Source organism: Photobacterium kagoshimensis, from assembly GCF_050337045.1.
GTDB lineage: Bacteria > Pseudomonadota > Gammaproteobacteria > Enterobacterales > Vibrionaceae > Photobacterium > Photobacterium kagoshimensis.
Genome location: NZ_JAKJSO010000014.1, coordinates 92,076 through 118,750, shown reverse-complemented (window position 1 = coordinate 118,750; position 26,675 = coordinate 92,076). Strand labels below are relative to the sequence as shown.

Here is a 26,675-nt window from a genome sequence, read left to right as displayed (position 1 = left end):
ATCAGTGTTTCTCCGCCATTGCATCAACTGGACGCTGCTTCAATATTTGTCGAGCAGGATAAATCGCCGCGAATAAGCTGGTGATCACCACAGTGATCACCATTAATTGATAATCTTGGGCACTCACGCTTGGGTACAACACGGTATCGACACCAAATGCACCTAACCCTTCCGCTAACCCGCCCAACGGTAAGCCCGTTGTTTGTAAAATCATCATCAGTAGCATGCTAGCGCACACACCCAGCAAGACACCTGCAATACCAAGTAACACTGATTCAAACATGATCAAGACGAAAATCTTGGACTTCGCCATCCCCACTGCCATCAATACACCAAATTCGCGGGTACGCTCAAACACAGACATCAGCATGATATTGACTATACCAAAGCCCATCGCCACCACAAAAATCATTAACATGATAAAATTGCTGACGCGAAAAGAGGCCATTACAGATGCCAACATTGGTTGTATTTGCTGCCAATCACGCACTGTATTTTCCACAGACATCCTTGCCGAAAGCTGTTGTCGCACAGACGATAATTGGTCATCATCATTCAACTTAATCGCAATTTCATGGATACCTTTTATACCACTCAACGCGGCTAAATCCGCTTTTCTCACATAAACGTTACCGTCATCGAAGCTGGTCGATGGGGTTTTGAATAAGCCCTTGACGCGAAACGCCGCCCCTGTCACCTCTCCATTGCCATCGGTAAATGTCAGTACCACTTTCGAACCCACACGCAACTTCAAACGCTCAGCCGTTTTAACCGACACCAACACAGGGTGGCGCCCTTCATCAGACAACCATTCGCCATCAAGAATGTGCGACGCTATCGGGGTCAGCTCTGCTTCTGAGGCAAGATCAATACCGTTGATCCTGATACCTCGGGTACTGCGCGCCGATGCAATCATGCCATCCGCTAATAAGCGCCCCGACCATGCCTGTATTGCAGGGTTGTCTTCCAAATCCGATTCAATTTGTTCCGAGCCAACAATCGTAGACTGAATATCAGGGTTTTGAATATAGTCGGCGTTGTGTACCTGCAAGTGGCTGGTTTGCCATGCAATGGCATTGGTGATCATATTATCGAGTAACGCCGTCATGAAGCCCATCATGCTAGCGACGCCCATTAGACCAAACACCATCGCACCTATCATGATGCTAGTACGCAGTTTATTACGCCACAAATTGCGCCAGGCTAGCTTGAACAACCATACATCAATGATCATGGGCTCCCCCTTTTAATGCATCAACTAGGCAAAGTCGGTATGTTCGCCACATGGGATACAGCAAACACAGCGCTAACAAAATCAGGACGATTTGAATTTGATCGATAAATAGCGCGCGATTCATCAGCACGGGAATAATGGGTTCATAGCCCATTTCCAGCATCATCTTACCTGTCTCGCCTGTTAGTTCGATAGGGAACGCACTGAACCACAATAAAATGGGTAACGCGGTAAGCACACCAAGCACAATCCCGAGTAAGCCGATAAAAAGTGACTCAATGCCGATAAGTTGCAAAAGTCGACGGCGGAGCATGCCTGTTGCTAACATCACCCCAAATTCACGCTGACGCTCTAATGTCATCATCATGAGCGTGGCAAATAAGCCAAAACCGACCACGCCGTATAAGATGTACATCAAGAACAGGCCACCAGCACGATCAAGCAAAATCTGCTGCGCCATTTCAGGCGATAAGTCTTGCCAATCCCTTACGACAACATTCAGAGGGCGACTACCTGAGGCTTGCGATGCCAACACATCATAAGCCTGTTGAAGTTCTTGTTCAGTTTGAGTCAGTGAGGCTAATTCTTTGGTATGCAGCACCCAAGATGTTACCTGTTCGCCTGTACTGTATAGTGCCTGAGCTTGTGCTAATGGCATGTACACAAGCTGGTTATCCAATTGTGAAACAGGAAAATGCAAAATGCCTTTTATACGGTATAAGCCAGCTGCGGTATGTCCTTGATAGCCTTGTCCGTAGAGAACAATTTCATCACCGACAGTAATATTGTAATAACGCGCTAGTCCTTCACCAATGAGTACTTGATCATCGGCTTGAGTAAGAAATTCACCTTGGCTTAATTTACTGGCGATACCCGAATAACTATCTTCTTGCTCTGGCAGTACGCCAAGTACCATCACGCCTTTGGATTTATCACCTGATGCAGATAACGCAAAAGACTCGATGCGAGGAAGAAACTGGCTGATATTTTCGTGTTGCTTAGCAGCTTGAATAAACGTGGCTGATGCTGGCAGCAAATCATCAATACTTTGGCTTTCAACATATTCCCTGTTTTGCAGCTGGATCAGTCCAGTATAAAATCGCGCAGCATTGTCAATATTATTGGCGTAACTGCCTTCTTGAAATCCACGCATAATTAACGACAAAAATAATGCAAGCGCTAAGGCCGAAGCCGTCAGCACGGTGCGCCGCTTTTGTCGCCATAAATTACGCCAAGCAAGTTTGACTAACATCGCAATCCTCTGCTGAATTATCCATGATGGCAATAGGCGCCAGCCACTCAATCTAAAAGCATCGCTAGTCGCGCAATGCTTTCATTTGGCTTTGTGAGAAAAAGTTATCTTTAATGGCAAAGTTAAACTGAGCTTGATGGGTGATCATCTCGGTTTTATTACCTGGCTTATCAGCGGGTACCATTTCCATACGGGTCGCGATTCGACGATCACCCAGTGTTTTGACATCAAAAGTTGCCATAGTGTTGACTAGCTCATCAAACTCGTCATAAAACTCAACTTTGCGTTGTAAGTAAGTGGATTGAGAAATCCATAAACGTACTTTACTCCACACCACTGGCGCATCAGGTTTCGCCACGGCATCAATCACCCAGGCTTTCACGCCATCAATTGTATCTTCTTTTACCATCTGGTGATCATAATCAACCACAATCGAAGACTGATTAATCAAATCATCATTGGTGAAGTCTGATCCCATCCAGGACTGCCCTAACATTGAGGGAGCAATTTTGATCACACGCTCAATACTTGGTAACCAGTTCCACATTTCACGCTGACGTTTCAGCGAGGCGCTGCCTTTATCTTTCGCGGGTGCCGTGACGAGTACCAAAGATAACTCTTGGCCTTTGGTCCAGCTTTTCATGCTCATGCTACGCGTCCAATCGGGGCGAATGATCTTCATCGTCATTTCTGCATAGCTGGAATCACCCCGCATCTGCCGATCAGATTGGGTAACGATATCGGCGGCACTTTTCGCCCATGCAGTACTGGCAACAAATGAGGAGGCCAAAATCAAAGCAGCTACTAACTTACGCATATCGTCGTCCTTATCTTCACGGTCGCACGGATCACACAGCCAAAATATCGCCGTATTTCCATGCAAACTGTCGAAGTATCGTGTCAAACAAAGAGAGTTTCATACTATCAGGAAGCCTACGTCTACTATAGAAAAACTCATTCTTTCAAACTGTTCGCATCCCATTCCTGTGACACACAACACGTCATAGGCCTACTGTTGACCTTAACCATGATATGCTTAAAAAAAATCATTCAGAGTGACTACCGTGAAGATAGATTTAACCCGCATGGTGACTGAAAGTCGCAACCCTGCCAGCCAAGATATCGATACTTTATCCACCCTCGATATGCTTGCGGTTATCAATAATGAAGATAAAAAGGTCGCCATTGCTGTTGAACAAGCCTTGCCTGAAATAGCACAAGTTGTTGATGCGATTGCTGCCGCTTTCCAACAAGGTGGTCGTTTAATTTATACGGGGGCAGGTACCTCTGGCCGCCTTGGTATTTTGGATGCCAGTGAGTGCCCACCCACTTTTGGTACCAAAGCCGAACAAGTGGTTGGCCTGATTGCTGGCGGGCACACCGCGATTCTTCGTGCCGTTGAGAATGCAGAAGATAACCAAGCACTCGGTGAGGGTGATTTAAAAGCATTAAACTTCAATGAAAAAGATGTGCTAGTTGGGATAGCGGCAAGTGGACGCACACCATATGTACTCGGTGCCATGGCGTATGCAAAAGAGGTTGGCGCAACGACAGCTTGTATCAGCTGCAACCCACATAGTCCTATGACTGAGTTGGCCGATGTAAGTATTACCCCTGTTGTTGGGCCAGAAGTGGTGACAGGCTCATCACGTATGAAAGCAGGCACTGCACAAAAACTCGTTTTAAATATGCTCACAACGGGTGCCATGATCCGCACAGGCAAAGTTTACGGTAACTTGATGGTCGATGTAGAAGCGACCAATGCCAAATTAGTGGAACGCCAAAAACGCATTGTGATTGAAGCGACAGACTGCACACGTGAACAAGCCGAGATTGCGCTAAATGCTTGCGGAGGTCACTGCAAAACAGCGATTGTGATGATACTAACCAACAGCAATGCCGAGCAAGCCAGTCAATTGCTCACCCAGCACCGTGGCTTTACTCGCGATGCAATCAACGCTAAAACCTAATCAGCACAGGTAGCACTATCACAATACTGTGATAGTGCTAGGTCTAGGTCTAGGTCTAGGTCTAGGTGCTAAAACAGCAGTAAACGACTATCTACGCATTAATTTAAACAGCGACTTACCCGATTGATACACCCGCTTAAACTGTTCACTCACCTTAATATCACCATTAGCTTCTAAACGGCGACGGTTTAGCTGCGCCTGCGCCCCATCAACGTAATATTGATCAATTAACCTTTCGAGCTCGCGCACATTAAAGTGAGGCTTGGAGTCACTAATACATACAGGTAACACCGACTGAAAACGCAACAGGTCTTGGTTATAATCAACCGCCGCTTTAATGGTTTGCCCTTTGCGTGACGTGGTCATTATTAAATCGTAAGGCGGTTGCCATTCTGATACTGGCGATAACCGGTCGACCTGATTTAACACCCCAATAATAGGGGCGCGCTTGCGGCTTTGGTTATCAGGTAATTGATAATACGCATCCAATCGTGCTTTAAACTGGGTGTCGAGATCACGCGCAGACTGGTTGGCTTTCAATACCCACAGCACTAAATCAGCCTGTGACAGTTGATCAAGCAATAAAGCCTCTGTGTTTGGATCCCCATCAAGCCCAGGTAAATCAATTAAGTGTAAGGTGTCCAGCCCTTCTACTTGGCACTGATGCACTGTGACTTTATCGGTTGAAGGTAAAGCATTCACTTCAGCGACTAGCTCACCGGTTAGTGTATTGACCAAGGATGATTTCCCCGCGCTGACCTGCCCCACTAAGCACACCCGCAAGGGCTCAAGCGGCGCAGCCATCGCTTGTTGGTCTGCCGCATGAGATGCACTGACGGCTAACTCATCGTCATCAACCTTGAAGCGGCCGCTGTAAAGATCGATTGCGACCGATAACACCTCTTGCAGCAAGGCTTTCTTCAGCTTGTATTGCAGTTCACTGCTCACTTGATTAAAGACTTCACCCAGAATTCTACTGCGAAATTCAGACATGATGGCGGTATAAGGGTTGGCCATGCGTACAACACGATAGCTGTTCCACAACCAATTGGCCGATTCTAATCCTGCTTTCGCTTTTTCTTTGTTATCTAACCCTTTTTTAATTAAAGACAGACTGATTTTTTCTATAAAAGGGACATGTTGCTTTAAGATAATACGATAACGACGGCTCACTTCTTCGGTCATTTTCAGCAATTCGGGCAAAGAAAAAGCCAGCTCTTTTTGTTGTTTCCCGCGGTATCGTGTTGCCGTTAATGTGACCAAAGTCAGTGCATGCTCACGCAGTGATCCCCATTCAGCGTCTGTTGCCAATTGCTGGGTGATTTCATCGTTAAGCTCAGTCCACACTTTCTGATCGCCCGCCCCCCAGTCATCTGATGGACGCACTAAACCTTCGCCATCTTCTGGGTGGGCTTGATTCTCACTGTCTGCTTTAATTTGTCGTTTCAACCACAAAACAGGCAATGCCACCAGCAAAGCACTCACTGCTAATAACAACAGAAATGGAATGAGATAACCAAGCTCAACAAGGGCGTACAGACCAAAACCGCTCAAAATACACAGTGGCAGTATGATACCTGCGAGCAGTAAAGGAATGACCCCTGCCGACATCGACGAAACGGCTTTTACACTATTGGCTGTTCGTTTCACTTTTCGCGACCTCTTTAATACTTTCAAACGCCGATTTGTACATGACTTTCAGTTCTTCTTCTGATACCGCCTCACCTCTGCTCTGACGGTAGAGGTAATAACAAGCCACTCGTCCTATCGCAAAGGTGGTACAAAAGCTCACCACAGCTGCTGTCGCGCTACCTATGGTTTGACCATAGACAGGGATCAGCTTAACCAGCTGACGAATGCCTAATTTCGAAGCATATTGCACTCCAAAGCTGGTGCCTAAAGTTGCCATAAACTCTGTCATGGCGCTTTTATCCCACTCCACACCGTATTGATTGGCAAGGCTGTGGATCATCTTTGCTTGAATAACGGGCACAGAAACAAGCCCAACAGCAGGAACGGCGTCACTTCCCCCAGCCACGCCTGCATACCAGAGTATTTCAGTACGCAATTTCGCGAAATTTGCTTCTTCTTGGCTTTCATGTTCTGCATCTTCACCAATCTGCGCCACAATAGGTAACAGCGCTGCCAACTTATCACGCAATAGATCAACACCTACTTGGCTGCCATCTTCACATTCAAAATCAACTTCAACGGCGCTAACCTCTGTCCGCCAAATTGCCTCAACCTGCTGCTGGTTATGCGCCACGCACTGATTGCGTTCAGTTAAGTCACCAATCAAGCATGTCCCCGTGTGTACCAATAAAACTTGCTTGAGCGACTTTGACTTTTTAATTTGCTTTAATGCTTTCAGGACACTGCTTTGCTCGGGCTCTTCCGCCTTCATCACCACAATTAACGCATTTGCCCTATCCTCACAGGCTTGAATATCAGCCTGTGCATCATACTCAGCTTCGGCGAGTCCGCGTGTATCCAAAAAACGTACTAGCGGCTTATCCGTTGGAAAATCATAACTGCTGGCGGTTTGCGTGCAGGGCTGAAAACCATTACCAATTTCAATCTCTGACTGCTGTGTTATTGCATGAACGAGCGACGATTTTCCTGCGCCTGTTTTACCTAGCAACCAAAGGGTTGGTAAGCGTGCCGCTTGATGATCAAACGCGGCGGTCAGATCGGGATCGGCTGTCGGGTTCAGATATGACTTAACGCGTTCAAAAAAATCCATTTGGGTTCTCTATGTAATTCGATGAGGGATAAGGCTATTTCACTAAATTAACAGAATGGTATACCTGATAATAGAGAAAACACGCTACTCTTCTCGGCTAACAAGTTACTATATATAATTATCAAACTACCTTTAAATAATAACTTACTGTTATGGTGTGACAAATGATCAATCCAACATGGGTAAACACCTTCATCACTCTTGTGAATACTGGACATTTCACCCAAACCGCAGAAAAGTTGTTCATGACTCAGCCTGGGGTCAGCCAACACATCAAAAAGTTAGAAGAACAGGTTGGCAGCGAATTGCTTGTGCGTTTTGGTAAACGGTTCGAACTAACAGAATCGGGCCAGAAAATGTATAAATTTGGCCTGCAACAGCAACAACAAGAAAACCAATTCCTTGCCAGTTTATCCGTCGATGATGTTAATTGTGGGGTCTGTAAAATTGGCTGTTCAGGTTCATTAGCCATGCAGCTTTACCCTCGCTTATTACAGCGCCAACAAAAATATAAACAGTTATCTTTTCATGTTGAAGCTGGGCCAAACCAGTCGACAATAAAAAACATTTTAAATGATGATTTAGATGTGGGGATTGTGACGCAAACGGACTCAAACAGTAACTTGATATTTGAGGAGATAGGTCACTCCTCGCTCAGCCTGGTTATGCCAGCTCAATTTATTGCTCAGTATGCTGAGAAAATGGGGAGCAACGTGAGTGAAGCCTTGCGTTTTAAGGCACTCAACGAACTTGGCTTTATTCACCACCCTGATGGCGCGCACTATGCTTCACAAGTGCTGACAGCCAATTACCCTGAGTCATTTAAAAACATCAGCCAGCTTAATATCACAGGTTATATCAATCAATTAAGCCAGATATTAGTACCTGTTTCGCAGGGGCTAGGCTATACCGTTTTGCCAGAGTCTGCGGTTGAAAGCTTTCATCAACCCCAATTACTCCACGTTTACCCCTTGAAGTACCAAGTCAGCGAAGCGTTATATTTGGTTAAAAAACGCCACCGCCCTCTGCCACGACGTTATGATTGGCTTATCACCATGTTGAGAGCCACCCTTACTCCTAGCTAGACTGCGATATTGCGATCCAGTATATATCTCGTTTTCTATTACTTAGTACGTTGCTTAGCTCGTCGCTTACTACGCCAAAATAGTCGTACGGCCTATTTTTTTATCGCGGTACATCGCGCTATCCGCTTGTGCAATCAACTCATCCAACACTTGGGAGGCATTTTTTCCCACCATATCATCTGGCTTGAGTGAACCTATACCTAAGCTCACGCCAACCTCAGCGGGAAAGGCATCAAAGCACAGCGCTTGAAGAGTGCGTTGTAATTGGCCCGTGTAGTCCTTGGCACTTTCTAGTGATGTATGAGGCATAATAATAAGAAATTCATCACCACCAAACCGACCTATATAGTCACAGGCTCGCCGCTGCACTAATAACTCACTCGCAACCCGCTGCAATAATCGGTCACCAAGTTGATGGCCATGACCATCATTAAGTTTTTTAAAACCATCAAGATCAAGCATTACGACAGATAGCGTGCGGTAGTATTTTAGCGCAATGGCGATCTCATTTTTCAACTTAGTTTCAATCGCACGACGATTATAAATTTGAGTCAGATGATCGCGTGTCGCTAACCGATGCAGCTCATTCTCCATCTTTTTTTGATCAGTAAGATCTTCAAACATCCCCAAAAATCCCGCAACACTACCAGTTTTGTCGTTGAATGTGACTTTATGAAAACGGACGTAAAACTTTCGTTTATCGAATGTGTGCATTTCACTTTCGAAAACACTTCGGCCAGGTGCTTTTAGCAGCTGTGCATCATTTGCTAAATAGATCTCAGCTTGCTCTTTTGGAAAGACATGAAAGAGCGTATTACCAATAATTTCTTCTTTACTTAGCCCGATAGCTTCAGAAAAAGCATCGTTACAACCTAGGTAAAGGCCTTTAATACAGCGGTAAAAAACAGGCATAGGAATACAATCAAGGATCGCTTGAATAAAACCACCTGAATCATTGGTCAATAAAGCATGAATATCGTCATGATTATGAGGAATCCCTTTCAATAACTTCGATGTTAGCACTCTTTCCTCGCCTTCCTATCCAATATGTATATGGCATCTGTTACATGGCGGCTTAATGATAGCATTGCGATGATATTGATATGAAAGATATTTCTGCACAAAGGCAATAAACTGAGGAGAAAGCTCTAATTATTGAACCGTAAAACTATATCGCACAAAAAACCGGCGGTTATTGCTAACCCGCCGGTCTTTATTCGTTAAAGGTTTTACTTAGTTACACTTTAAATTGATGAATAAGCCGATCTAGCTGTTCGCACTCTTTTGCCAACAGATCAAATGATTGCTCTGTCACCTGAACTTTATCCAACATCGCTTGGCTTCTATCTGCAATGGTTTGAATATTCTGATTAACATCTTCGCTCACTTGGCTTTGTTGCGTGGCCGCTGTCGCAATTTGAATATTCATTTCATTGATGACTTCAATCGATTGGCCGATAGCATTAAGTGATTCATTGGCACTATTTGCTTGTTCCACAGTGCGAGTTCCACTTTCACGGCTAAGCGCCATTGCAGAAACCGCTTCATTCGCGCCTTGTTGTAAGCGCTCAATCATCACTTGAATCTCGCCTGTGCTAGATTGTGTTTTGCTAGCTAACGATCTGACTTCGTCCGCGACAACAGCAAACCCACGCCCTTGCTCCCCTGCGCGTGCTGCTTCAATTGCGGCATTTAATGCCAGCAAGTTCGTTTGATCGGCAATACCGCGAATCACATCAAGGATAGAGGCAATATTACCGACATCACGTTCTAAATTACTGACTACCGCACTGGAAGATTCAATCTCATTCGCAAGCTGATGAATTGAAGTAACGGTAAAACCTAATGTCTCTTTCGCCGCTTCCGATTCATTACTCGCATCACGTGTTGCTTGCGCAGCTTCGTTAGCGTGTGTACTGACACTGTCGCTGGTTGCACTCATTTCATGCACCGCTGTCGCGACTTGCGCGCTCTCATTTTGCTGCTCAGACACTGCGACTAAAATCGCTTCACTTTCTTTATGAATATTTTGGCTTTCATCACGAACTGACTGCACGATACCCGTCACCTCGCGGATCGTCTGCTGAATTTTTGACGTGAACTGATTAAATGCCGCGGCTAATTCACCGATCTCATCTTTAGTTTCAACCGCAACACGCTGGGTTAAATCCCCTTCTCCCGATGCAATATCGTTCATCGTTACCGTTAAGCGACGCAAAGGGGCTAACACCGCATTTGTTGTGGTCCAGGTAATAAAAATAGAAAGCAAGATCGCAATAACAACCCCAACTTCTAACACGAGCGTCGCAATGGCAACTTCATTCTTAATTTGTTGCCCAAGCTCAGCTTGCGCAGCCTCAATGGCCTCATAAATCGATTTAAACTCAACACGCCATTTATCAAACGATGCCACTATCGCAGCTTGGTTATCAATAAAATAGGCATGCGCAACATCTGGGTTATCCACCATAAAGCGATAATGCTGATTAAATACAGCAAAACTCGCCTTCATTTTATCCAACATGGCTTGGTTGGAATAATCAATAAATTGGATATCAATTAAACGCTGTGCCGATGTTAATCTCGGCAGTGCTTTCGTTGCATTATCGTAATATTCTTCTTGATTATATTTAAGCAGAGCTTGATCACCATCGGCTAACAAGACACCTTGGCCAGCCGCAATAACCTGATACATATCACGATAGCCTTCATCTAATTTGAGAAGGACAGGTGCAACTTCTTCATCCATTAATGTTTCAGCACGGCGCTGATCAGCAAACACGACAAAAATCACAGACAGAATTGCGAGAAAAACAATTGTTACTAGCGTTGTAGGGGCCGCAACCTTCAAGCGGAAAGAAAGGTTATTAAACCACTGCATATAAACACCTTTATTGTAATTTTTAGAGCAATATACTCACAATTGAGAGCCCACCTAATTATGAGGTTTGTTGGTTATATAAACATGGATTTACATATCTTTTTTTTCTAACCGATTTTAAATTTTGAGCCACAAACGACTCAAGAATCACGATGGACAAATAACCCCAACAAATTCGATAAATTCCTTTTTAATTAAACGTTTGCATTTTACAAATGCAAACCAAACATGATAGATCAAGTCAAGAAAATAAATTATTGCGATTCATAATTTATGCTGAATATGGAAAGATAACCGCATCTTACGTACACTGCTGCTAACTAGTTAGAGGTCGTGTCATGTATCAACAAACTCTTCAAAATGTTTTTGGCTTTGAAAGCCTTCGAGGCGGACAAGAAACTGTCGTTAATCATGTTCTTTCAGGTCAATCAGCTGCCGCTATTTTCCCAACCGGTTCGGGGAAGTCGTTATGCTACCAGTTACCCGCATTGCACCTTCCCAACCTCACTCTGGTGATCTCTCCTCTATTGGCATTAATGCGTGATCAACTCTCTTTTCTACATGAAAAAGGCATTGCAGCGGCCTCTATCGATTCAAGCCAAACATGGGAAGAAACCCAGCAAGTCATGCAAGCGGTACGACAAGGCGAAATGAAGATCTTGATGATTTCTGTCGAGCGCTTAAAAAACGAGCGCTTCCGTCAGTTCATTCAACAAATCCCGATCTCTATGCTCGTGGTTGACGAAGCACACTGTATTTCTGAGTGGGGTCATAATTTCCGTCCTGATTACTTAAAACTGCCAGAATATCGCCAAGCGCTTAATATTCCGCAAGTGCTACTGCTAACAGCAACAGCCACACCAGCCGTTATTACAGACATGCAAAATAAATTCGCCATCAGTGACGAATGTACTGTCGTAACAGGCTTTTACCGCCATAACCTTGATCTCAGCGTCAAGGCCGTTGCAGAAGAAGAAAAACGCGAAGCCTTACGCGATATGCTGGCAAACACGCCGCAAGAACCAACGATTGTTTACGTCACCTTGCAACATACCGCAGAAGAGATAGCTCAATACCTTAGCCACCACGGCATTCCTGCGACGGCTTACCATGCAGGACTAGAAAGTGACAAACGAGAAGCTATCCAGCATCGTTTTATGATGGGGCAAATCCAATGCATCGTTGCTACCATCGCGTTTGGTATGGGGATAGATAAATCAGATATTCGCCACGTTGTTCATTTTGACTTACCGAAATCGATAGAAAACTACAGCCAAGAAATTGGTCGTGCGGGTCGTGATAATCAGCTTTCTCACTGCACCGTTCTCGCCAATCGAAATGGGGTGAATGTTCTCGAAAACTTTGTCTATGGCGACACACCCGATTTAACCAGTATTCAAGCCGTCCTAAACGATATAAAGCAGCAATCGGGTCAATGGGAAATCATGATGACTCAGCTTTCGCGTGAAACAAATATTCGCGCCCTACCGCTGAAAACACTGTTGGTTTATCTTGAAATGGAAGGCGTGATCGAAGCTAAGTATACCTATTTCGCTGATTATCGCTTCAAAACCATTCAGCCTATCGACTGGATTGTGTCGCAGTTTGCTGGCGAGCGCCAAGGGTTTGTCCAAGCTATTTTTGCTTGTTCTCCAAAAGCGCGAACTTGGCATAGCATGGATTTTGATGCGCTGTGGCAGGGCTACAGTGCGGATAGAAAGCGAGTTGTTGCCGCTATGGATTATTTCAATGAAAAAGGTTGGATCACATTAGAAAGTAAACAAATGACCGATGTTTATAGTATTAATAATCCGCACTTTGATACTGATGAACTCGCGGTTAAATTACACGGCGTATTCACCCAAAAAGAAACCAATGAAATTGACCGTCTTAACAATATGCTGGCTTTCTTTGAGTCGAGTGAATGTTTAAGTCACCGTTTAGCACAATACTTTGCGGATGATAACGCTCCCCAGCAATGTGGTCACTGCTCTGTTTGCCGCAACAGTATCGCGACTCTGCCAAGTCAAAGCTTAGATGCTGAGTTACCATCAGAAAACACCCTAAAAGCATGGTGTGATCCATTTATTGATGCGGTTATTGCGCAAACTAAAACAACGCCATCACCACACGCGATTGCCCGCTTTTTAATTGGTATGACAACACCATTAAACACTAAGGTTAAAGCGCGCCAAATGAGTGGCTTTGCTAAACTAGAGCAATACCCTTTCCAACATATCCTGAACAACATTCATGTGTTCGCAAAACTAGAAACTAGAAACTAGAAACTAGAAACTAGAAACTAGAAACTAGAAACTAGAAACTAGAAACTATATCTCGCTGATAGTCTTTGCCTTAAATTATCAGCGAGTATTCACTTTCTCTCTAGACACCAATATCTCACACCTGCTTTCGCCTTGTGCTTTAGCAACCATCGTAAATAGTTTTCTTTTTCACCCCTCGCTATGAAAGTTATGCCTCGGCTTCTGGTCTGATGTAGTAACACACTCTTCGTCTGTAAGCAGAACATGGTGATACAAAAAGAGGATTAATCATGAACAAGTTACTGATAGCACTCGCAACATTATTGATTAGCAGCAGCTCTTTCGCTTTTTCGTGGGACTCTAAACAAGAAAACATAAACCTAACAGCAGGGGTCAGCGATTCCCGTGAAGGCGCTTACCAACTAGGCAGACAATTTGCTTCTAACATCGAACAATCATCGCCTAAAAAACTAAAACGAACGCTAGGGATTTATGAGTACGGCCTTAAAACAAACTCTATTCAAGTTGATGACTCGCAAATTGAAGTGAATGAGTTTTCAACCGCTCAAGGGGATGTCAAATACCGCGCTGTCGTGAATGTCGGCTATAGCTACGACATTCGCGAAGCTAATAATCGCTAGTCATTTCAATGTTACGATTTGAGCCTGTTTTCGGGCTCTTTTTTCACCACTTAAACACCAATGGATGAATATTCAGCTTTTACAATCCTATTTTTCACCAATATCCCATAGCACTCAGCCAGCCAAGACATTACACTATGCCCATAAAACCAAAGGGGATATAAAGTCATGTCAAACCAAGATCTAGATTTAGAATACCAAGCGTGTGAAGCTTGTGGTGTATCAGCTGAAATGGGCTTCGTAATCAAAGAAAATGATGATGTTGCTGAAGTAAAAATCTTTGCCAATGGTAAAACTGCATTGCTTGCTGAATTCAACAACTATCTAGCACTAGCTAAAGAAGTAAACGCAAACTTCAAGCACGAAACAACACCGCTTTCAGAAGAAAGCCAAGAGCTAACCGCTCGCATTGAATTTGAATGCAGTGCTGAAAAACTTATCTTTGAATTACGTAGCCGCTCTCTAGCAAAATAATCAAAGTCCACCACGAAAACATCCCTCTCAGGGATGATGGATAATCAGGTGTTTAAAAATTACCATTCTTTGCACCTGATTATATTTTCATCGTTGATACATTACTTATCTACCGCCTCAAACCCTTTCTGCAAAGTAAACCTCTAAATCTGAATAAAAACCCAACAAAAGCATCCAGTCACGAATAAAAGCTCAAATTCGCTATGCGAATTAAATACTGGAAATTATCTCAGACTTGTATAAAATCAAAATCAGACTATGCACACTGACGCATTATAAAAATTTCTAGTTTTAATTTAAAAAGGGATGCTTTTATGAAGACTAACAAGGCAAAAGTGATTTCGAGTTGGAAGCCAAGTAACGATCGCGAAGCGGCAGCAATGAAAGAATTGCTAATGAATGAAATGGGCGTAACGACGACACATCACCAAGGTGGTACGGGTAAGCTAGCGCCAAATACAGGCCGCGTAATTCGCTAATCCAACCAAGTTCATGTAAAAAGCAGTGGCACTATCACTGCTTTTTACGTCTATCGCGAGAATAGTAATACCTTAATATTTACGCACCTAATTTGTGCCAGCACAGTGCGCCATTTTGTTCAAATTTTTTCTCGGGTAAACATTCCAGTAAGACACTTTCAACTTTAATGACAGAGCCTAACGAATACGCTTTATCATCATAAAAACACACTCGCTGCCCGACCCCTTGCACATCAAGCTGTACTTTAGCTTTCGTCCCAGTCGAAACCGTCTTGCTCTCTAATGCTTGGACAGAAGCGCTCATACATAACGCCCCCAGTAATATCACTATCCCTTTCATGGTATTTGACCTGTTATTATTTTTTACGAGATAACACCACTCTATCACAGCGCACGCTAGATTACTTTGTTGCAACAATAACAACAGGTTAGCCATACGTAAAAAGCCGACACTCGGTCGGCTTTAACTTCATTTGCAATCGTTTGTTGATTACATTTGCGAGAACATGTTCATGATGATACCACCTGTGATAATCAGCCCCATTGCGATAATGGCTGGTAGATCAGGCTTTTGTTTGTAAAGCACCATAGAACAAAGTGTTACACCAATAATACCAAAGCCACACCATAGTGAGTAAGCAATACCCACAGGGATATAACCCATCGCTTTTGTCAATGCAAAGTAACAAATACTGTAGGCACTAATAACCAAAATTGAAGGGCCAAGCTTACGGAAGTTATTGGTTTTCTTAATAAAAGATGTACCTGTAATTTCAGAACAGATAGACAACGCTAACCATAATACGCCTGCATTTAACATTGTGCTTCTCCTTCTTTTTGCATTGTTGGTGCTGTTTCAGTTTCAACCGCTTCTTCTTCACCCATTTTTGAAAATAGGTTCATGATAATGATACCGCTAGCAATAATTGCCATTCCGACCATGGCAGCCATATCAGGATGCTGGCCGTAGAAAACCATGCCTAACGTAGAGACCAATAAAATACCTGTGCCAGACCATGTCGCATACGCAAGGCCTACAGGCAAGTATTTAACGGCTTGAGACAATGAGTAGTAACACACCACATAAAGTAGAACGATAACCGCTAATAGTGCTGTCTTGGTAAAACCAACACTGGTATCAAACATTTTCAAGGTTGATGTTGCCGAGGTTTCAGACGCAATAACCAGCGCCATCCACAGCCATTTTTTTACAGATTCAGACATTTTCAGCTCCTAGCTTAATTTAAATTTTGTCTTACGATTGGATAAAATTGTTACAGTAATAGTTGTTGTTCTTTGACATATTCCGCAGCAAGATCCGTTAGCTTGTCTTGCTGCGTATAAGCATTCACTCCTTTGCTTTTCACCTCATTTAAGGTGATATATCCCGATAACTGTTCAGTGGCAGATACATGTTGTTGGTCACACTCAGGCATGGCTTTGCTTGGTACTTTCGTTCCTTGCATTGCTGCTTTAATGTCGATTAATGACCCTATGTTTGCGCCACACTCCGTAAGCTGTATTAATTGCCTTTTCGACCTGTCACACATTGCCGTATTGCTAGATAGACCTAGCAGTTGGTTGAGTTCACTGGTCAAATCACATTGATAATCCAATGCGTATGTTGGCATGCCTTTCATCAGCGCATACTGCAACAAGACTGCCGCCGAGCTTAAATACATCCCGTTACTGGCTTCACCTAGCGTGGCAAAATCCAAATAAGGAAAGAGGATCTGCTCATACTGACTTAACCAAACCGATGGATTGGCACCATTCCAATGAACTTGAGGCCCTAAATGCTGCACTGCCGCCAATTCCTTGGTTAGATTTGAATTAGCCAATACTTGCCAACGCACCCCTTCCCATGTACTAAGCTGTGTCGCTATTTCATGGTGATAGCCATTTGCGGCAGTCAAAACGATTAAGGTCGACTTCCCCATTTTGGCTAACACTTGCTCAACGATGGAATCAATACCTTGTTCATTAAGGTTATTTTCGTCCATGACTCACTCCGTTAATCCACCAGATAAACAGCATCACCCGAACGAATACCAGCAGCATTGGCCTCATCGGTATCAATATGAAATTCAAGGGCATAGCGGCTATCGACACGAACAACAACCTGCTCAAACACCAAGCCACATTGCTGCCCTGCGCTTACTCGCACTTTTTGACCGTGCTCCACCCCTAATACCAAGGCATCTTGCGGTGACATATGAATATGGCGCTGCGCACAGATCACTTTCGATTGCAGATTGACATGTCCTGCCGTACCCACCAGCAGTGCATCAGCTGACTGGTATAAATCACCAGACTCACGTACTGGCGCTTTAATACCTAAGGCATAACAATCGGCCTTTGATACTTCGAGCTGAGTTTCCGCTCTTGCTGGGCCAAGTACACGTACCTTGCTTAAGCTACCTTTAGGCCCAACAACCATGACGCACTCTTGTGCGGCAAATTGACCAGGTTGGCGTAGCTCTTTCAACGGTTTAAGCTGATAGCCCGCACCAAAGAGCGCTTCGATATCCGCTTGAGACAGATGTACATGGCGGTTAGACACCCCTGTTGGAATACCAACTGACGTTGCCAGCGGCACAGCTTGAGGCCATACCGACGAAGCAGGTAAACGTTGCTGGATTTCATTCATTAATGCCGAGTTAATCATTTCTTACTTCCCTGCGACTTGTTACTTGTTCGCTTACGACGAGATGTCGCAGGCTTACGCGCTGCTTTCTCTACTGATCCTTCCGATGACTCTGAAGACTTAGAGTCTGAAGACTTAGAGTCTGAAGACATAGAGACTGCGGCTTGTTGCTCCATTGCTGTTGGAACCTTGGGTTCAGTTGCCTCCGCAGGCTGGGCATCTGACAGTGGGTTCGCTGCAATTGTTGTATTATCACCGTCTGTAACCTTTACTGATGTCGCAGGCTTAGCTTCATCCATCATAGTTACTTCAGGTTTTACCTCTTCTTCTATCGAAGTCTGTTTAGCGGTTACTTCAACGGGTACTTTCTGCTCAGCTTCAGCATGCAAAATTGGGCCATGGGCCAACATGGCTAGCACACTGCTATCAGGCCTTGCCATCACGAGTGCCATATTGTTTGCAGACTGCTCGCGAATGGCATCAAGGCCACTATCAACCGCTGCTTTTACCGCACTGATTTCCCCTTCAAAGTAAACGGAAACTAAGCCAGATCCCGCTTTTCGATACCCCGTTAAACTCACCCCTGCGGCTTTACATGCTGCATCTGCGGCATGAATAGCGGCAGTTAAGCCAACGGTTTCTATCACCCCAAGACTTATCGTCATAATGTCTCCTTAATGTCGAACCAAGCGAATATCGAAATCAAACTGGGTGAAGAAGTCACTCAGCTTATTCAGCTCTTCTTCGCTATAACCAAGGTCTTGAGTGATGGGATAAATCATGTCGAGCTTGTCGTATTTCGTCTTACCAAACTGGTGATAAGGTAAAACATCGATTCGCTGGATATTACCGTTACCGCGTTTAGCCAAGTCCATGACGTATTCAAATGCGCCCGTGATCGAGTCGTACGAATCGTTGTGACCTCGGATCAGTGGCATACGAATAACAATATTGGCGCCAAGCTCAACCAGACGTTCAAGGTTACGTTTTACGCCTTCATTACCTATACCTAATAACTCGCGATGCTGATTGGTTTCGATTTGCTTAATATCGAACAAAAACAAGTCGACGCATTTAGCTAGCTTTTCGTAATTGGCAAGGCTGGTTGTACCCTGGGTTTCAATGGCGGTATTGATCATCTGCTTTTTACATTCTGTTAGCAGTGCTGCCGCAAAATCCGTTTGTAGGCTCAGCTCACCGCCACCAAGGGTGACACCACCACCAGAAGACATATAGAAATCATAATCTTGCATAATGATTTCCATCAGCTCTGGTACAGTGACATCTTTGCCCATGATATCGAGTGCATCGCCCATACAGACTTCTTCACACTTACGACAACCGATACAATCGACATTACGGTCCACTTTATGGACTTGATTACCATTGGCATCCGTCGACATCAGGTGAACGCCAGCAGGGCAAACATCGGCACATTTTCCGCACTGCACGCATTTGTCGTGGCTAACCATAACTTGGAATTTGCTGCTCAAGCCTTCAGGGTTGGCGCACCAGTCACAACGTAAATTACAGCCCTTAAAGAAAATCAGCGTACGGATCCCATCACCGTCATAAATGGAGTATTTTTGAATATTAAAAATACGCCCTTTCAATTCGGTCTCATTGCTCACTTGCGCTATCCCAGTCATTGTTGTTCTCCTCACTTTGCTTACGCATTTGCCTGTGTATATTTGCTATTGCTCAGGCTGAGTGGTGTTTTATGTAAGGGGGCTTTCACCCCCTTAGTGCTGGGTTAGAATTTTTCTAAAACCGTACGGCTAATAATTTCATCTTGAACTTCCTTACAAAGCTCAACGAAGTAAGCACTGTAGCCCGCCACGCGAACAATCAAATCGCGGTATTTTTCTGGCTCAAGCTGGGCTTTCTTCAAGACTTCGTTATCAACGTAGCTGAACTGCATTTGGCCATTACCCAAAATTGATGCAGTACGTAGCAAGGTGATCAAACCGTTTTTCCCTTCAGGAGTATCAAGCAAGCCTTTCAGGAATTTGAAGTTGTGCACCATACCGATATTCATGGTTTCAACGTTCATTTTGCTCACTGATTTAATGATGGCGGTTGGACCATGCTTATCAGCGCCCTGCGTCGGGCTAATACCATCTGATAGTGGCATCCATGCTAAACGACCATTTGGCGTCGCATTGGTGAGTTCACCAATTGGGGTGTTGTTAGAGATAGATAAAGTACCGTGGCTCATTGTTGAGTACAGCATTTGGTAATCGCGACATTCGCGCTCTGTCCACTCGGTAATATCCAAAGCAAACTCATCGGCGTAGTTGTCATCGTTACCAAATTTCGGTGCGTTCAAGCAGTCGCGGCGAAGTTCTTCAAAGCCTTCAAAGTTAGCCAGCATCGCATCGCGCATTTGCTCTAAGGTGTATTTCTTATCTTCAAATACCAACTTGCGAATAGCAGCCATTGAATCGACATAAGTGGCTAGACCAGAGAAAATCAAACCAGGGCCGTGGTTAATAACAGCACCACCCGCAGCAACGTCTTTACCTTGCTCCATACAGCCTTCAACCATAAGAGACATCAGTGGTTTCGGAGCAACATCACGGTGAACACGCTGGCTAATCACGGTACCAATTGCTGACAATTTAATGATGTGAGCAATTTGCACTTTCACTGCTCGCTCGAATTGTTCGAATGAGTGAATTTGGTTTAAATCGCCAGTATCAAGGCCTTGGTAGCTATCAAACAACACCATGCGACCACGGTTTAATACAAACTCAATCGCAATCGGCCATTGGGTGTAACCTGTTGAGGTCCATTGGTAAATACGGCCTGATTTTTGAGGTTCCACACACCCCATTAGGCAGTAGTCACGTGCATCTTCAAAGTCGTAGCCTTTGCGTAGCATCATCTTGATGTGCGAATCATCAAAGTGACACGCAGGGAAACCCATACCGGCTTTCACTACATCAACAATTTTTTCTAGGTAATGCTGTGGCGATTGGTTATGAATACGACACGCTAGCGATGGTTGGTACACTTTGACGTAGCGAACGGCATCCATAATCATTAGCGTTAGATCATTGGTTGCATCGCCGCCTTGGCGCTTCTGACCACCGACAGTTAGGTTGATGAACGGCTGGTAACCCGCGAAGTATTTCGCACCCAGTTCGCTCGACATCCACATCAGCTCTGCACACTTGATGATGAAGGCTTGCATCATTTCAAGCGCTTGTTCTTCTGTTAAACGGCCAGAATCAATGTCAGCACGGTACATTGGGTAGCAGTATTGGTCTAAGCGCCCTAGAGAAAGACCTGTTTGGTTTTCTTCCACTTCAAATAACGACTCAATAGTCCAGATGCTTTGTAGCGCTTCTTGCAGTGTTTTAGGTGGATTAGCAGGTACGTTTTCGTTTGTTTGCGCAATCGTTAATAACTCAGCACGACGTTGTGGGTTGGTTTCTTTCTCTGCTAATTCCAACGCGTGTGCTGCGATACGGTGCGAGTAAGCAATAACACCTTCGCACGTTTCAATCGATGCTTTGTAGAAGTAGATCTTATCGATATCGTCTGGGTTTTCCATGCTTAGCGATGCCAGTTTTTCTTCAGCATCCGCTTTAATACCGTTCATACCTTTAGTAAACAGTAAGATGTCGTAACCCGGACAGGTATCGCCACCACCGTTAATTTGGTGGTAAGACAAATCACTGACAAAAGTTTCACCACTGAAGTCCCATAGGCCAGCTTCGCGGTATTGCGCTTCACAAATTTCATCCAATGAGCGGCCTTCCCAGAAAGGAACGATCTCTTCACGGATAATGCGCTTATCTTCTTCTGAAATTTCAAACGGGTCTTGTGCACGCGTGCTCATGGTATCGAGCTCATCACGCACCCAACGCCATGCGATATCTGGTGAGAATGCACCAGCACGAGGCTTACCACATGGATGACCAACAATAAGTTCATCATCTTGAATCAGTAGCGGTGCCGTTTCACAGGCATAGCGGAAGGCTTTCGCACGTAATAAAATCAGCGGTAAACCTTGATGCTTTTTGGTGACTTCAGTGAATGCTTGAGCACGGTAAATTGAAACACTTGGACGGGCTTTTAGGTAGTTGCTACGTAGACGTTGCATACGTGGCGTTAGGCCTTCCATTTCTTTCACATCACACTCAGCTGCAGCGGCAAAGCACGATGTTTCAGTAGTAGCAACAGCGCCACCTTGGTATAAGCGCATTTGTAACGCGTTGTTCAAGCTTGCTAGGTTATTGCGTGCAGCCAAAAGCATTGCAGACAGTTCGTTTTGTACCAATTGACCATCCGTCATCTGGCCGCCTTGTACTAACCAGTCAAACATTGGGTAGCCCGCTGTTGCAACATCGGCACGCACTTCAGACAGCTCAACCAATTTTAGCCATAAAGACTCGACGATTTCGTAAGCTTGCTCTGCCGTGATCACGCCTGCATTGATATCACGTTGGTAGTAACCGTACAGCGCTTTATCGAAACCGATATGACCGACAGCGTAACCGCCATTATCAAGGTGCATCATCAATTGAATTAAGTAGAACGCCTGACATGCTTCTTTAAATGTGCGTGCAGGTTGACCCAGAATATGACTCAATGTCGCAGCCGCTTCTTGTAGTTCTGCCTTGCGGTATGGATGGCTCTCTGCACTTGCTTTTGCTTCTAATTCTGCCGCTAAACGTTGCGTTAGGGTTTCAGCACCTTTGCAAGCAAGCAGCATGGCTTTGCCTTGGTTAACTTCGTCCATGCCATTACGGCTGATCGCGCTACCAATATTTTTAAGACGCGATTCCATGTGCTGCTCTAGCACTTTTAGACCCGTGCTGATCACTGTCATGTAATCTGGGGTTTGGGTCGAGTCACTATTTAAAAAACCAAAGACTGATGGGCTGTTTAGTTCTTCTTCTGTATGGAAAATCGCGCCACGCAGTGCTGATGATTGGCTACCGATAATGAGCTCATCTTGACCGATATATAGCGGCAGATCTGACATGAGTTGGCTGAAGTGTTGTGCTTTTTTCACTAGCGGTGGCATACCTGCGATATCTTCACCGATAGACGCCAAAATCGTTGCGCGCTCTGAATTAATAGAGCTATTTTTTGCAAGTAACTTTTCTGCCAGCATTTTTACGCGTGGCGTTAAAGAATAGTTGGCCATTGTTAGCCTCTCCTACTATTTTGTTTCATTGTGGCCAGCAACACTGGCCACTCGAATATTGGATAAATACGTAACAGCGTTTACATCACTGCGATTACGTTAGCGATGCCGATACAAAGCTTTGGCGATACAAGGTTTCCAGTTCTATTGCACTCGCAGAGCGCGGACTGGTTGGGGTACAGTTGTCTTGTTCCGCCAGCGTTACCATCGCAGCCATTGCTGCGTTAAAGTCACACTCGGCGATACCACAGGCCTGAATATTGGCCGCTAAGCCCAGTTGTTCACGTAGTACATCTATCGCGACCAACAAGCTATGAACACCTTCACGGCAGTCTGCTGCTGGTAAACCAAGTAATGCCGCTAATCGCGTGTATTTCTTCGCGGCATCGGTATTACAGCTACCAGTGAAATCAGCATTAAACGCAACAACTCGACTCATCAGTAAGGCATTAGCACGGCCATGTGGCACACCAAATTTGCCCCCCAGCGCATGAGCTAAACTGTGGGTTATCCCCAACGACGCATTGGTAAATGCCATGCCAGCGATACACGAGGCGTTATGCATTTTTTCACGCGCTTGCAGGTCATGACCTTGTCGGTAACAGTCCAGCAAATGGGAAAAAACAAGCTGCACGGCTTTCTCTGCTAAAGCATCACTAAAGTCAGATGCTTGATTAGAGACATACGCTTCTAGCGCATGACACAGCACATCCATCCCAGTATCGGCAGTAATTGCAGCAGGTACTGACTTCACAAGAGCAGGGTCAAGGATCGCCAGATCAGGCAGCATGTATTCATCAACTACAACCCACTTTTCAGTGTTTGATTTAATCACTGAGAAGGCTGTCACTTCAGAGCCTGTGCCACTGGTCGTTGGAATCGCAACGAAGTACGGTTTGTGCGCTAACTGACCCCCTTGCGATAAGGTATAAATCACCCCTTTTGCGGCATCGATAACAGAGCCACCACCCACAGCAATTACTACGTCAGGTTGCGCTGCAACAAACGCTTTCATGCCACTGGCAATCACCGACAAGTCAGGATCTGGCGTTACATCAGCGAACAGCTCAACCACCATCTGGTTCGCCTGCAAATGCTGGCTAACCATATCTGCGATACCAAACTTGACCATGGCTTGATCAGTAATAATCAAAGCGCGTTGGCCTGGTAAGGCGCTCAATTTATTGAGTGCATTCGCCCCAAATTGAATCGCGGGTTTGATCTGAAATTCATTCATGTTTCTGCCTTTCCTATCGACCTTGATGGATCTTTTCTACGATGGCGACTATCGACATTGCCTTGTAGTCATGCTTATGAAGCGCGAAGTACTCTTCCACTAACACTTGGTCATTCATGCCGGCACCTACACTATCAACCGCGACATAAGTGCGATCTTTAATGGGCTCTAAGTCATCACCAAGGGCAGTCACAAGCAGTAGATTAGAACCACGTAACTCATCACTTTTTTGGGTCGCGACAACGTGCCCGGTAACTGTTGCAAGAATCATATTCTTACCACCTTCATATCAGTGTTATGGCGCAAGACGACCCATGACTTGTTTAATGATGCGCTCAACTTGCGCTTCATTGATTTCGTCATTTGCAGGGTTTACCGCTGTTGTAAAACGATCATCACCTTGGTTTGAGGTAATCGCGCTTGAAGCAGCTGGCGTAGTTACTGTTGGCGCAACAGCTGAACCTGTGAAGCGTGTATCTTCAAAAATGCTGACAGGCTTAGCTGTCGGAGCGACAGTCGCAGCCACTGGCGCAATAGGTTCAACATGCGTGCTGTAGCTTGGCTCACAAGCAGGGGCTGAAACAGCTACGGTGGTAGGTTGACGAAGCTCTTCGATAGAACGCACGCCATAGCCGACTTTTCTGATATTCAGTAAGTTCATCGGGCCTACGTTATCAGAGCTAGAGCCACCACCAAGTGCACCACAACCTAACGTTAACGCAGGGGTAATATTGGTTGTTGCACCTATGCCGCCAAGAGCAGCAGGCGTATTCACTAGCATTCTGAATACAGGTTTTTCTAGCGCAAACTCACGAACAATCTCTGGGTTTTGAGTATGAATAACCAGGGTGTGACCCATACCTTCGTTGGTTAGCAGTGCCATTACGCGATCACAGGCGGCATGCCAATCATCTTCAACATACAGGCCTAGTACAGGGCACAATTTTTCGCGAGAATATGGGTTCTGTGGCGATACAGTCGTTTGTGGCGACACCAAAACGCTTGTTGTCGCAGGCACGGTAAAACCGGCTTTCTCAGCGAGTGTCAGCGCGCACTGCCCGACTAACTCAGGGTTAATCATGCCGTTTGGACGCAGTAAAATAGCAGCAAGCTGATCGGACTCTTGCTCATTCATCAGGTAAGCACCTTGGCGAATGAGTTCATGGTGAACTTGGTCGTAGATACAACGCTCAGCAATAATCGACTGTTCAGACGCACAAATAACGCCATTATCGAATGTTTTACTGGTGATAATATCTTTCACCGCTTGCGGAATATTCGCACTGCGTTCGATGAATGCAGGGCCATTACCAGGGCCGCCACTGATGGTTGGGGTACCAGAAGCATACGCTGCACGTACCATGCCTTCGCCGCCAGTCGCTAAGATCAAAGACACATCTTTGCTCTTCATCAGTGCTTCCGTTGCTTGCATGGTTAGCTGTGTAACACCATCCACAATACCCGCTGGCGCACCCGCTTCTAATGCAGCGCGTTTAACAACATCAATCGCTTGTTGGCTACACACTTTTGCATTCGGGTGTGGCGAGAAAATAATGGCATTGCCCGCTTTTAACGCGATTAATGTTTTGTAGAAAATTGTCGAGGTTGGGTTAGTCGACGGTACTAACGCCGTAATAACACCAAGTGGTACACCCACTTCCATGACCTTATTCGCTGAGTCGTCAGCAATAATGCCCACGGTTTTCATATCGCGGATATGTTGGTGTACTTGGGTTGAAGCAAACAGGTTCTTAAGTACCTTGTCTTGCCAACGACCAAAGCCTGTTTCTTGATGGGCTGACTTCGCTAACGGTTCAGCATGGCGGGCAGCTTCAGCGGCAATATGAGCAACAATTTTATCGACTTGTTCTTGTGTGAACTTCGCAAATTGACGCTGAGCTTGTTTCGCATTCTTCACCAACTCACGCGCGGCTTGAATGGACTGCAAATCTTTATCTAACATCATGACCATAATCCTTCATCTTACTTCCCGCTAGCGAGGCATTGCCTAGCCAGCAGGACTATCCTCATGCTCGGTGTTGAGAGGCAATTTTTTCGATGTCGTTATGTGGACGAGCAATCACACGGTGTGATACCACAGTGCCCACTTTTTGAGCGGCTTCGATGCCAGACTCAACCGCTGCATTTACAGCGCCTACATCGCCTTTCACCATCACAGTCACTAAACCAGAGCCCACATTTTCGTAGCCAATCAGTTCAATGTTTGCTGCTTTACACATAGCATCAGCAGCTTCAATTGCTGGAACTAACCCTTTTGTTTCGATAAGACCTAGTGAGTCTTTCATAGGATTTTCCTTTATTCAGTCATGGTATATTGAGAAACAATTTTCTCAATATCAGTATGTGGACGAGCAATCACTAGCGAAGTCACGACTTCACCAATCCGTTGTGCAGACTCAACGCCAGAATCAACCGCTGCTTTTACCGCACCAACGTCACCACGAACCATCGCAGTTACTAAACCTGAACCCACGTTTTCGTAGCCGATCAGATCAACGTTTGCGGCTTTGCACATCGCATCCGCAGCTTCTATACATGCAACTAAACCTTTGGTTTCGATAAGTCCTAATGCATCTTTCATCGCCA

Annotated in this window: 26 protein-coding genes; 6 read left to right on the top strand and 20 right to left on the bottom strand. The window is 45.0% G+C overall.

Annotated elements, in window-relative coordinates:
• Nucleotide 1 precedes the first annotated feature (1 nt).
• The 3 genes from L4C35_RS12745 to L4C35_RS12735 form a co-directional block, all read right to left on the bottom strand.
• Nucleotides 2-1,234, bottom strand: a complete 1,233-nt coding sequence (locus L4C35_RS12745; protein WP_428463223.1) for an ABC transporter permease — start codon at nucleotides 1,232-1,234, stop codon at nucleotides 2-4.
• Nucleotides 1,224-2,486, bottom strand: a complete 1,263-nt coding sequence (locus L4C35_RS12740; protein ID WP_428463222.1) for an ABC transporter permease — start codon at nucleotides 2,484-2,486, stop codon at nucleotides 1,224-1,226. The genes L4C35_RS12745 and L4C35_RS12740 overlap by 11 nt, the downstream gene beginning before the upstream one ends.
• A gap of 64 nt (nucleotides 2,487-2,550) precedes the next feature.
• Entirely contained in the window at nucleotides 2,551-3,303 is a 753-nt protein-coding gene (locus tag L4C35_RS12735) for an outer membrane lipoprotein-sorting protein (protein WP_428463221.1), read from the bottom strand.
• A gap of 247 nt (nucleotides 3,304-3,550) precedes the next feature.
• On the opposite strand from L4C35_RS12735, the gene murQ reads away from it, so the two are divergent.
• Entirely contained in the window at nucleotides 3,551-4,456 is a 906-nt protein-coding gene (gene murQ / locus L4C35_RS12730; RefSeq protein WP_428463220.1) for an N-acetylmuramic acid 6-phosphate etherase, read from the top strand.
• Between the two features lie 87 nt (nucleotides 4,457-4,543).
• Here murQ and L4C35_RS12725 read toward each other — a convergent pair whose 3' ends face one another.
• Both L4C35_RS12725 and L4C35_RS12720 read right to left on the bottom strand, forming a co-directional pair.
• Complete coding sequence (locus L4C35_RS12725; RefSeq protein ID WP_428463219.1) at nucleotides 4,544-6,106, bottom strand: GTPase family protein; 1,563 nt, start codon at nucleotides 6,104-6,106, stop codon at nucleotides 4,544-4,546.
• The gene (locus L4C35_RS12720) at nucleotides 6,087-7,199 is read right to left on the bottom strand and encodes a YcjF family protein (RefSeq protein ID WP_428463218.1); all 1,113 of its coding nucleotides are present in this window, start codon (nucleotides 7,197-7,199) and stop codon (nucleotides 6,087-6,089) included. The genes L4C35_RS12725 and L4C35_RS12720 overlap by 20 nt, the downstream gene beginning before the upstream one ends.
• Before the next feature lie 164 nt (nucleotides 7,200-7,363).
• On the opposite strand from L4C35_RS12720, the gene L4C35_RS12715 reads away from it, so the two are divergent.
• A complete protein-coding gene (locus L4C35_RS12715; RefSeq protein WP_428463217.1) occupies nucleotides 7,364-8,284 on the top strand; it encodes a LysR family transcriptional regulator in 921 nt (306 codons plus the stop codon).
• 69 nt (nucleotides 8,285-8,353) lie between these two features.
• On the opposite strand, the gene L4C35_RS12710 is transcribed toward L4C35_RS12715, so the two are convergent.
• Nucleotides 8,354-9,307, bottom strand: coding sequence for a GGDEF domain-containing protein (locus tag L4C35_RS12710; protein ID WP_428463216.1), 954 nt, complete (start codon nucleotides 9,305-9,307; stop codon nucleotides 8,354-8,356).
• A gap of 214 nt (nucleotides 9,308-9,521) precedes the next feature.
• Entirely contained in the window at nucleotides 9,522-11,165 is a 1,644-nt protein-coding gene (locus L4C35_RS12705) for a methyl-accepting chemotaxis protein (protein WP_428463215.1), read from the bottom strand.
• A 338-nt stretch (nucleotides 11,166-11,503) separates the two neighbouring features.
• Between L4C35_RS12705 and L4C35_RS12700 the strand changes: the two genes are divergently transcribed.
• The 4 genes from L4C35_RS12700 to L4C35_RS12685 all read left to right on the top strand — a co-directional run bounded on the left by L4C35_RS12700 (nucleotide 11,504) and on the right by L4C35_RS12685 (nucleotide 15,023).
• Nucleotides 11,504-13,450: a RecQ family ATP-dependent DNA helicase gene (locus L4C35_RS12700; protein ID WP_428463214.1), complete on the top strand. Its 1,947-nt coding sequence runs from the start codon at nucleotides 11,504-11,506 to the stop codon at nucleotides 13,448-13,450.
• A gap of 269 nt (nucleotides 13,451-13,719) precedes the next feature.
• On the top strand, nucleotides 13,720-14,070 hold the full coding sequence (locus L4C35_RS12695) for a DUF3316 domain-containing protein (protein ID WP_428463213.1): 351 nt from the start codon (nucleotides 13,720-13,722) through the stop codon (nucleotides 14,068-14,070).
• Between the two features lie 168 nt (nucleotides 14,071-14,238).
• Nucleotides 14,239-14,544, top strand: coding sequence for a DUF406 family protein (locus tag L4C35_RS12690; protein WP_428463212.1), 306 nt, complete (start codon nucleotides 14,239-14,241; stop codon nucleotides 14,542-14,544).
• Between the two features lie 314 nt (nucleotides 14,545-14,858).
• Nucleotides 14,859-15,023 (top strand): hypothetical protein, encoded by a 165-nt coding sequence (locus tag L4C35_RS12685; protein WP_428463211.1) that lies wholly within the window; start codon nucleotides 14,859-14,861, stop codon nucleotides 15,021-15,023.
• A 79-nt stretch (nucleotides 15,024-15,102) separates the two neighbouring features.
• Here L4C35_RS12685 and L4C35_RS12680 read toward each other — a convergent pair whose 3' ends face one another.
• From L4C35_RS12680 to L4C35_RS12620, 13 genes are all read right to left on the bottom strand, one after another.
• Complete coding sequence (locus L4C35_RS12680) at nucleotides 15,103-15,327, bottom strand: DUF1496 domain-containing protein (RefSeq protein WP_428463210.1); 225 nt, start codon at nucleotides 15,325-15,327, stop codon at nucleotides 15,103-15,105.
• A gap of 186 nt (nucleotides 15,328-15,513) precedes the next feature.
• Complete coding sequence (locus L4C35_RS12675) at nucleotides 15,514-15,843, bottom strand: DMT family transporter (protein ID WP_428463209.1); 330 nt, start codon at nucleotides 15,841-15,843, stop codon at nucleotides 15,514-15,516.
• The gene (locus tag L4C35_RS12670) at nucleotides 15,837-16,247 is read right to left on the bottom strand and encodes a DMT family transporter (protein WP_428463208.1); all 411 of its coding nucleotides are present in this window, start codon (nucleotides 16,245-16,247) and stop codon (nucleotides 15,837-15,839) included. The genes L4C35_RS12675 and L4C35_RS12670 overlap by 7 nt, the downstream gene beginning before the upstream one ends.
• A gap of 50 nt (nucleotides 16,248-16,297) precedes the next feature.
• Nucleotides 16,298-17,026, bottom strand: a complete 729-nt coding sequence (locus L4C35_RS12665) for a hypothetical protein (RefSeq protein ID WP_428463207.1) — start codon at nucleotides 17,024-17,026, stop codon at nucleotides 16,298-16,300.
• A gap of 11 nt (nucleotides 17,027-17,037) precedes the next feature.
• Nucleotides 17,038-17,691 carry a phosphate propanoyltransferase gene (pduL, locus tag L4C35_RS12660; RefSeq protein WP_428463206.1) on the bottom strand — a complete coding sequence of 218 codons (654 nt, stop codon included), beginning with the start codon at nucleotides 17,689-17,691 and terminating at the stop codon, nucleotides 17,038-17,040.
• Nucleotides 17,688-18,335: a BMC domain-containing protein gene (locus L4C35_RS12655; RefSeq protein ID WP_428463205.1), complete on the bottom strand. Its 648-nt coding sequence runs from the start codon at nucleotides 18,333-18,335 to the stop codon at nucleotides 17,688-17,690. The genes pduL and L4C35_RS12655 overlap by 4 nt, the downstream gene beginning before the upstream one ends.
• A 9-nt stretch (nucleotides 18,336-18,344) precedes the next feature.
• On the bottom strand, nucleotides 18,345-19,319 hold the full coding sequence (gene cutD / locus L4C35_RS12650; protein WP_428463204.1) for a choline TMA-lyase-activating enzyme: 975 nt from the start codon (nucleotides 19,317-19,319) through the stop codon (nucleotides 18,345-18,347).
• A gap of 104 nt (nucleotides 19,320-19,423) precedes the next feature.
• Nucleotides 19,424-22,831, bottom strand: coding sequence for a choline trimethylamine-lyase (cutC, locus tag L4C35_RS12645; RefSeq protein ID WP_428463203.1), 3,408 nt, complete (start codon nucleotides 22,829-22,831; stop codon nucleotides 19,424-19,426).
• Between the two features lie 94 nt (nucleotides 22,832-22,925).
• Nucleotides 22,926-24,068, bottom strand: a complete 1,143-nt coding sequence (locus L4C35_RS12640; RefSeq protein ID WP_428463202.1) for a 1-propanol dehydrogenase PduQ — start codon at nucleotides 24,066-24,068, stop codon at nucleotides 22,926-22,928.
• Between the two features lie 13 nt (nucleotides 24,069-24,081).
• On the bottom strand, nucleotides 24,082-24,339 hold the full coding sequence (locus L4C35_RS12635; RefSeq protein ID WP_428463201.1) for a EutN/CcmL family microcompartment protein: 258 nt from the start codon (nucleotides 24,337-24,339) through the stop codon (nucleotides 24,082-24,084).
• 24 nt (nucleotides 24,340-24,363) lie between these two features.
• Entirely contained in the window at nucleotides 24,364-26,034 is a 1,671-nt protein-coding gene (locus L4C35_RS12630) for an acetaldehyde dehydrogenase (acetylating) (RefSeq protein ID WP_428463200.1), read from the bottom strand.
• Nucleotides 26,035-26,095: 61 nt separating this feature from the next.
• The gene (locus tag L4C35_RS12625; RefSeq protein WP_048899358.1) at nucleotides 26,096-26,374 is read right to left on the bottom strand and encodes a BMC domain-containing protein; all 279 of its coding nucleotides are present in this window, start codon (nucleotides 26,372-26,374) and stop codon (nucleotides 26,096-26,098) included.
• 11 nt (nucleotides 26,375-26,385) lie between these two features.
• Nucleotides 26,386-26,670 carry a BMC domain-containing protein gene (locus L4C35_RS12620; protein WP_048899357.1) on the bottom strand — a complete coding sequence of 95 codons (285 nt, stop codon included), beginning with the start codon at nucleotides 26,668-26,670 and terminating at the stop codon, nucleotides 26,386-26,388.
• Nucleotides 26,671-26,675 lie beyond the last annotated feature (5 nt).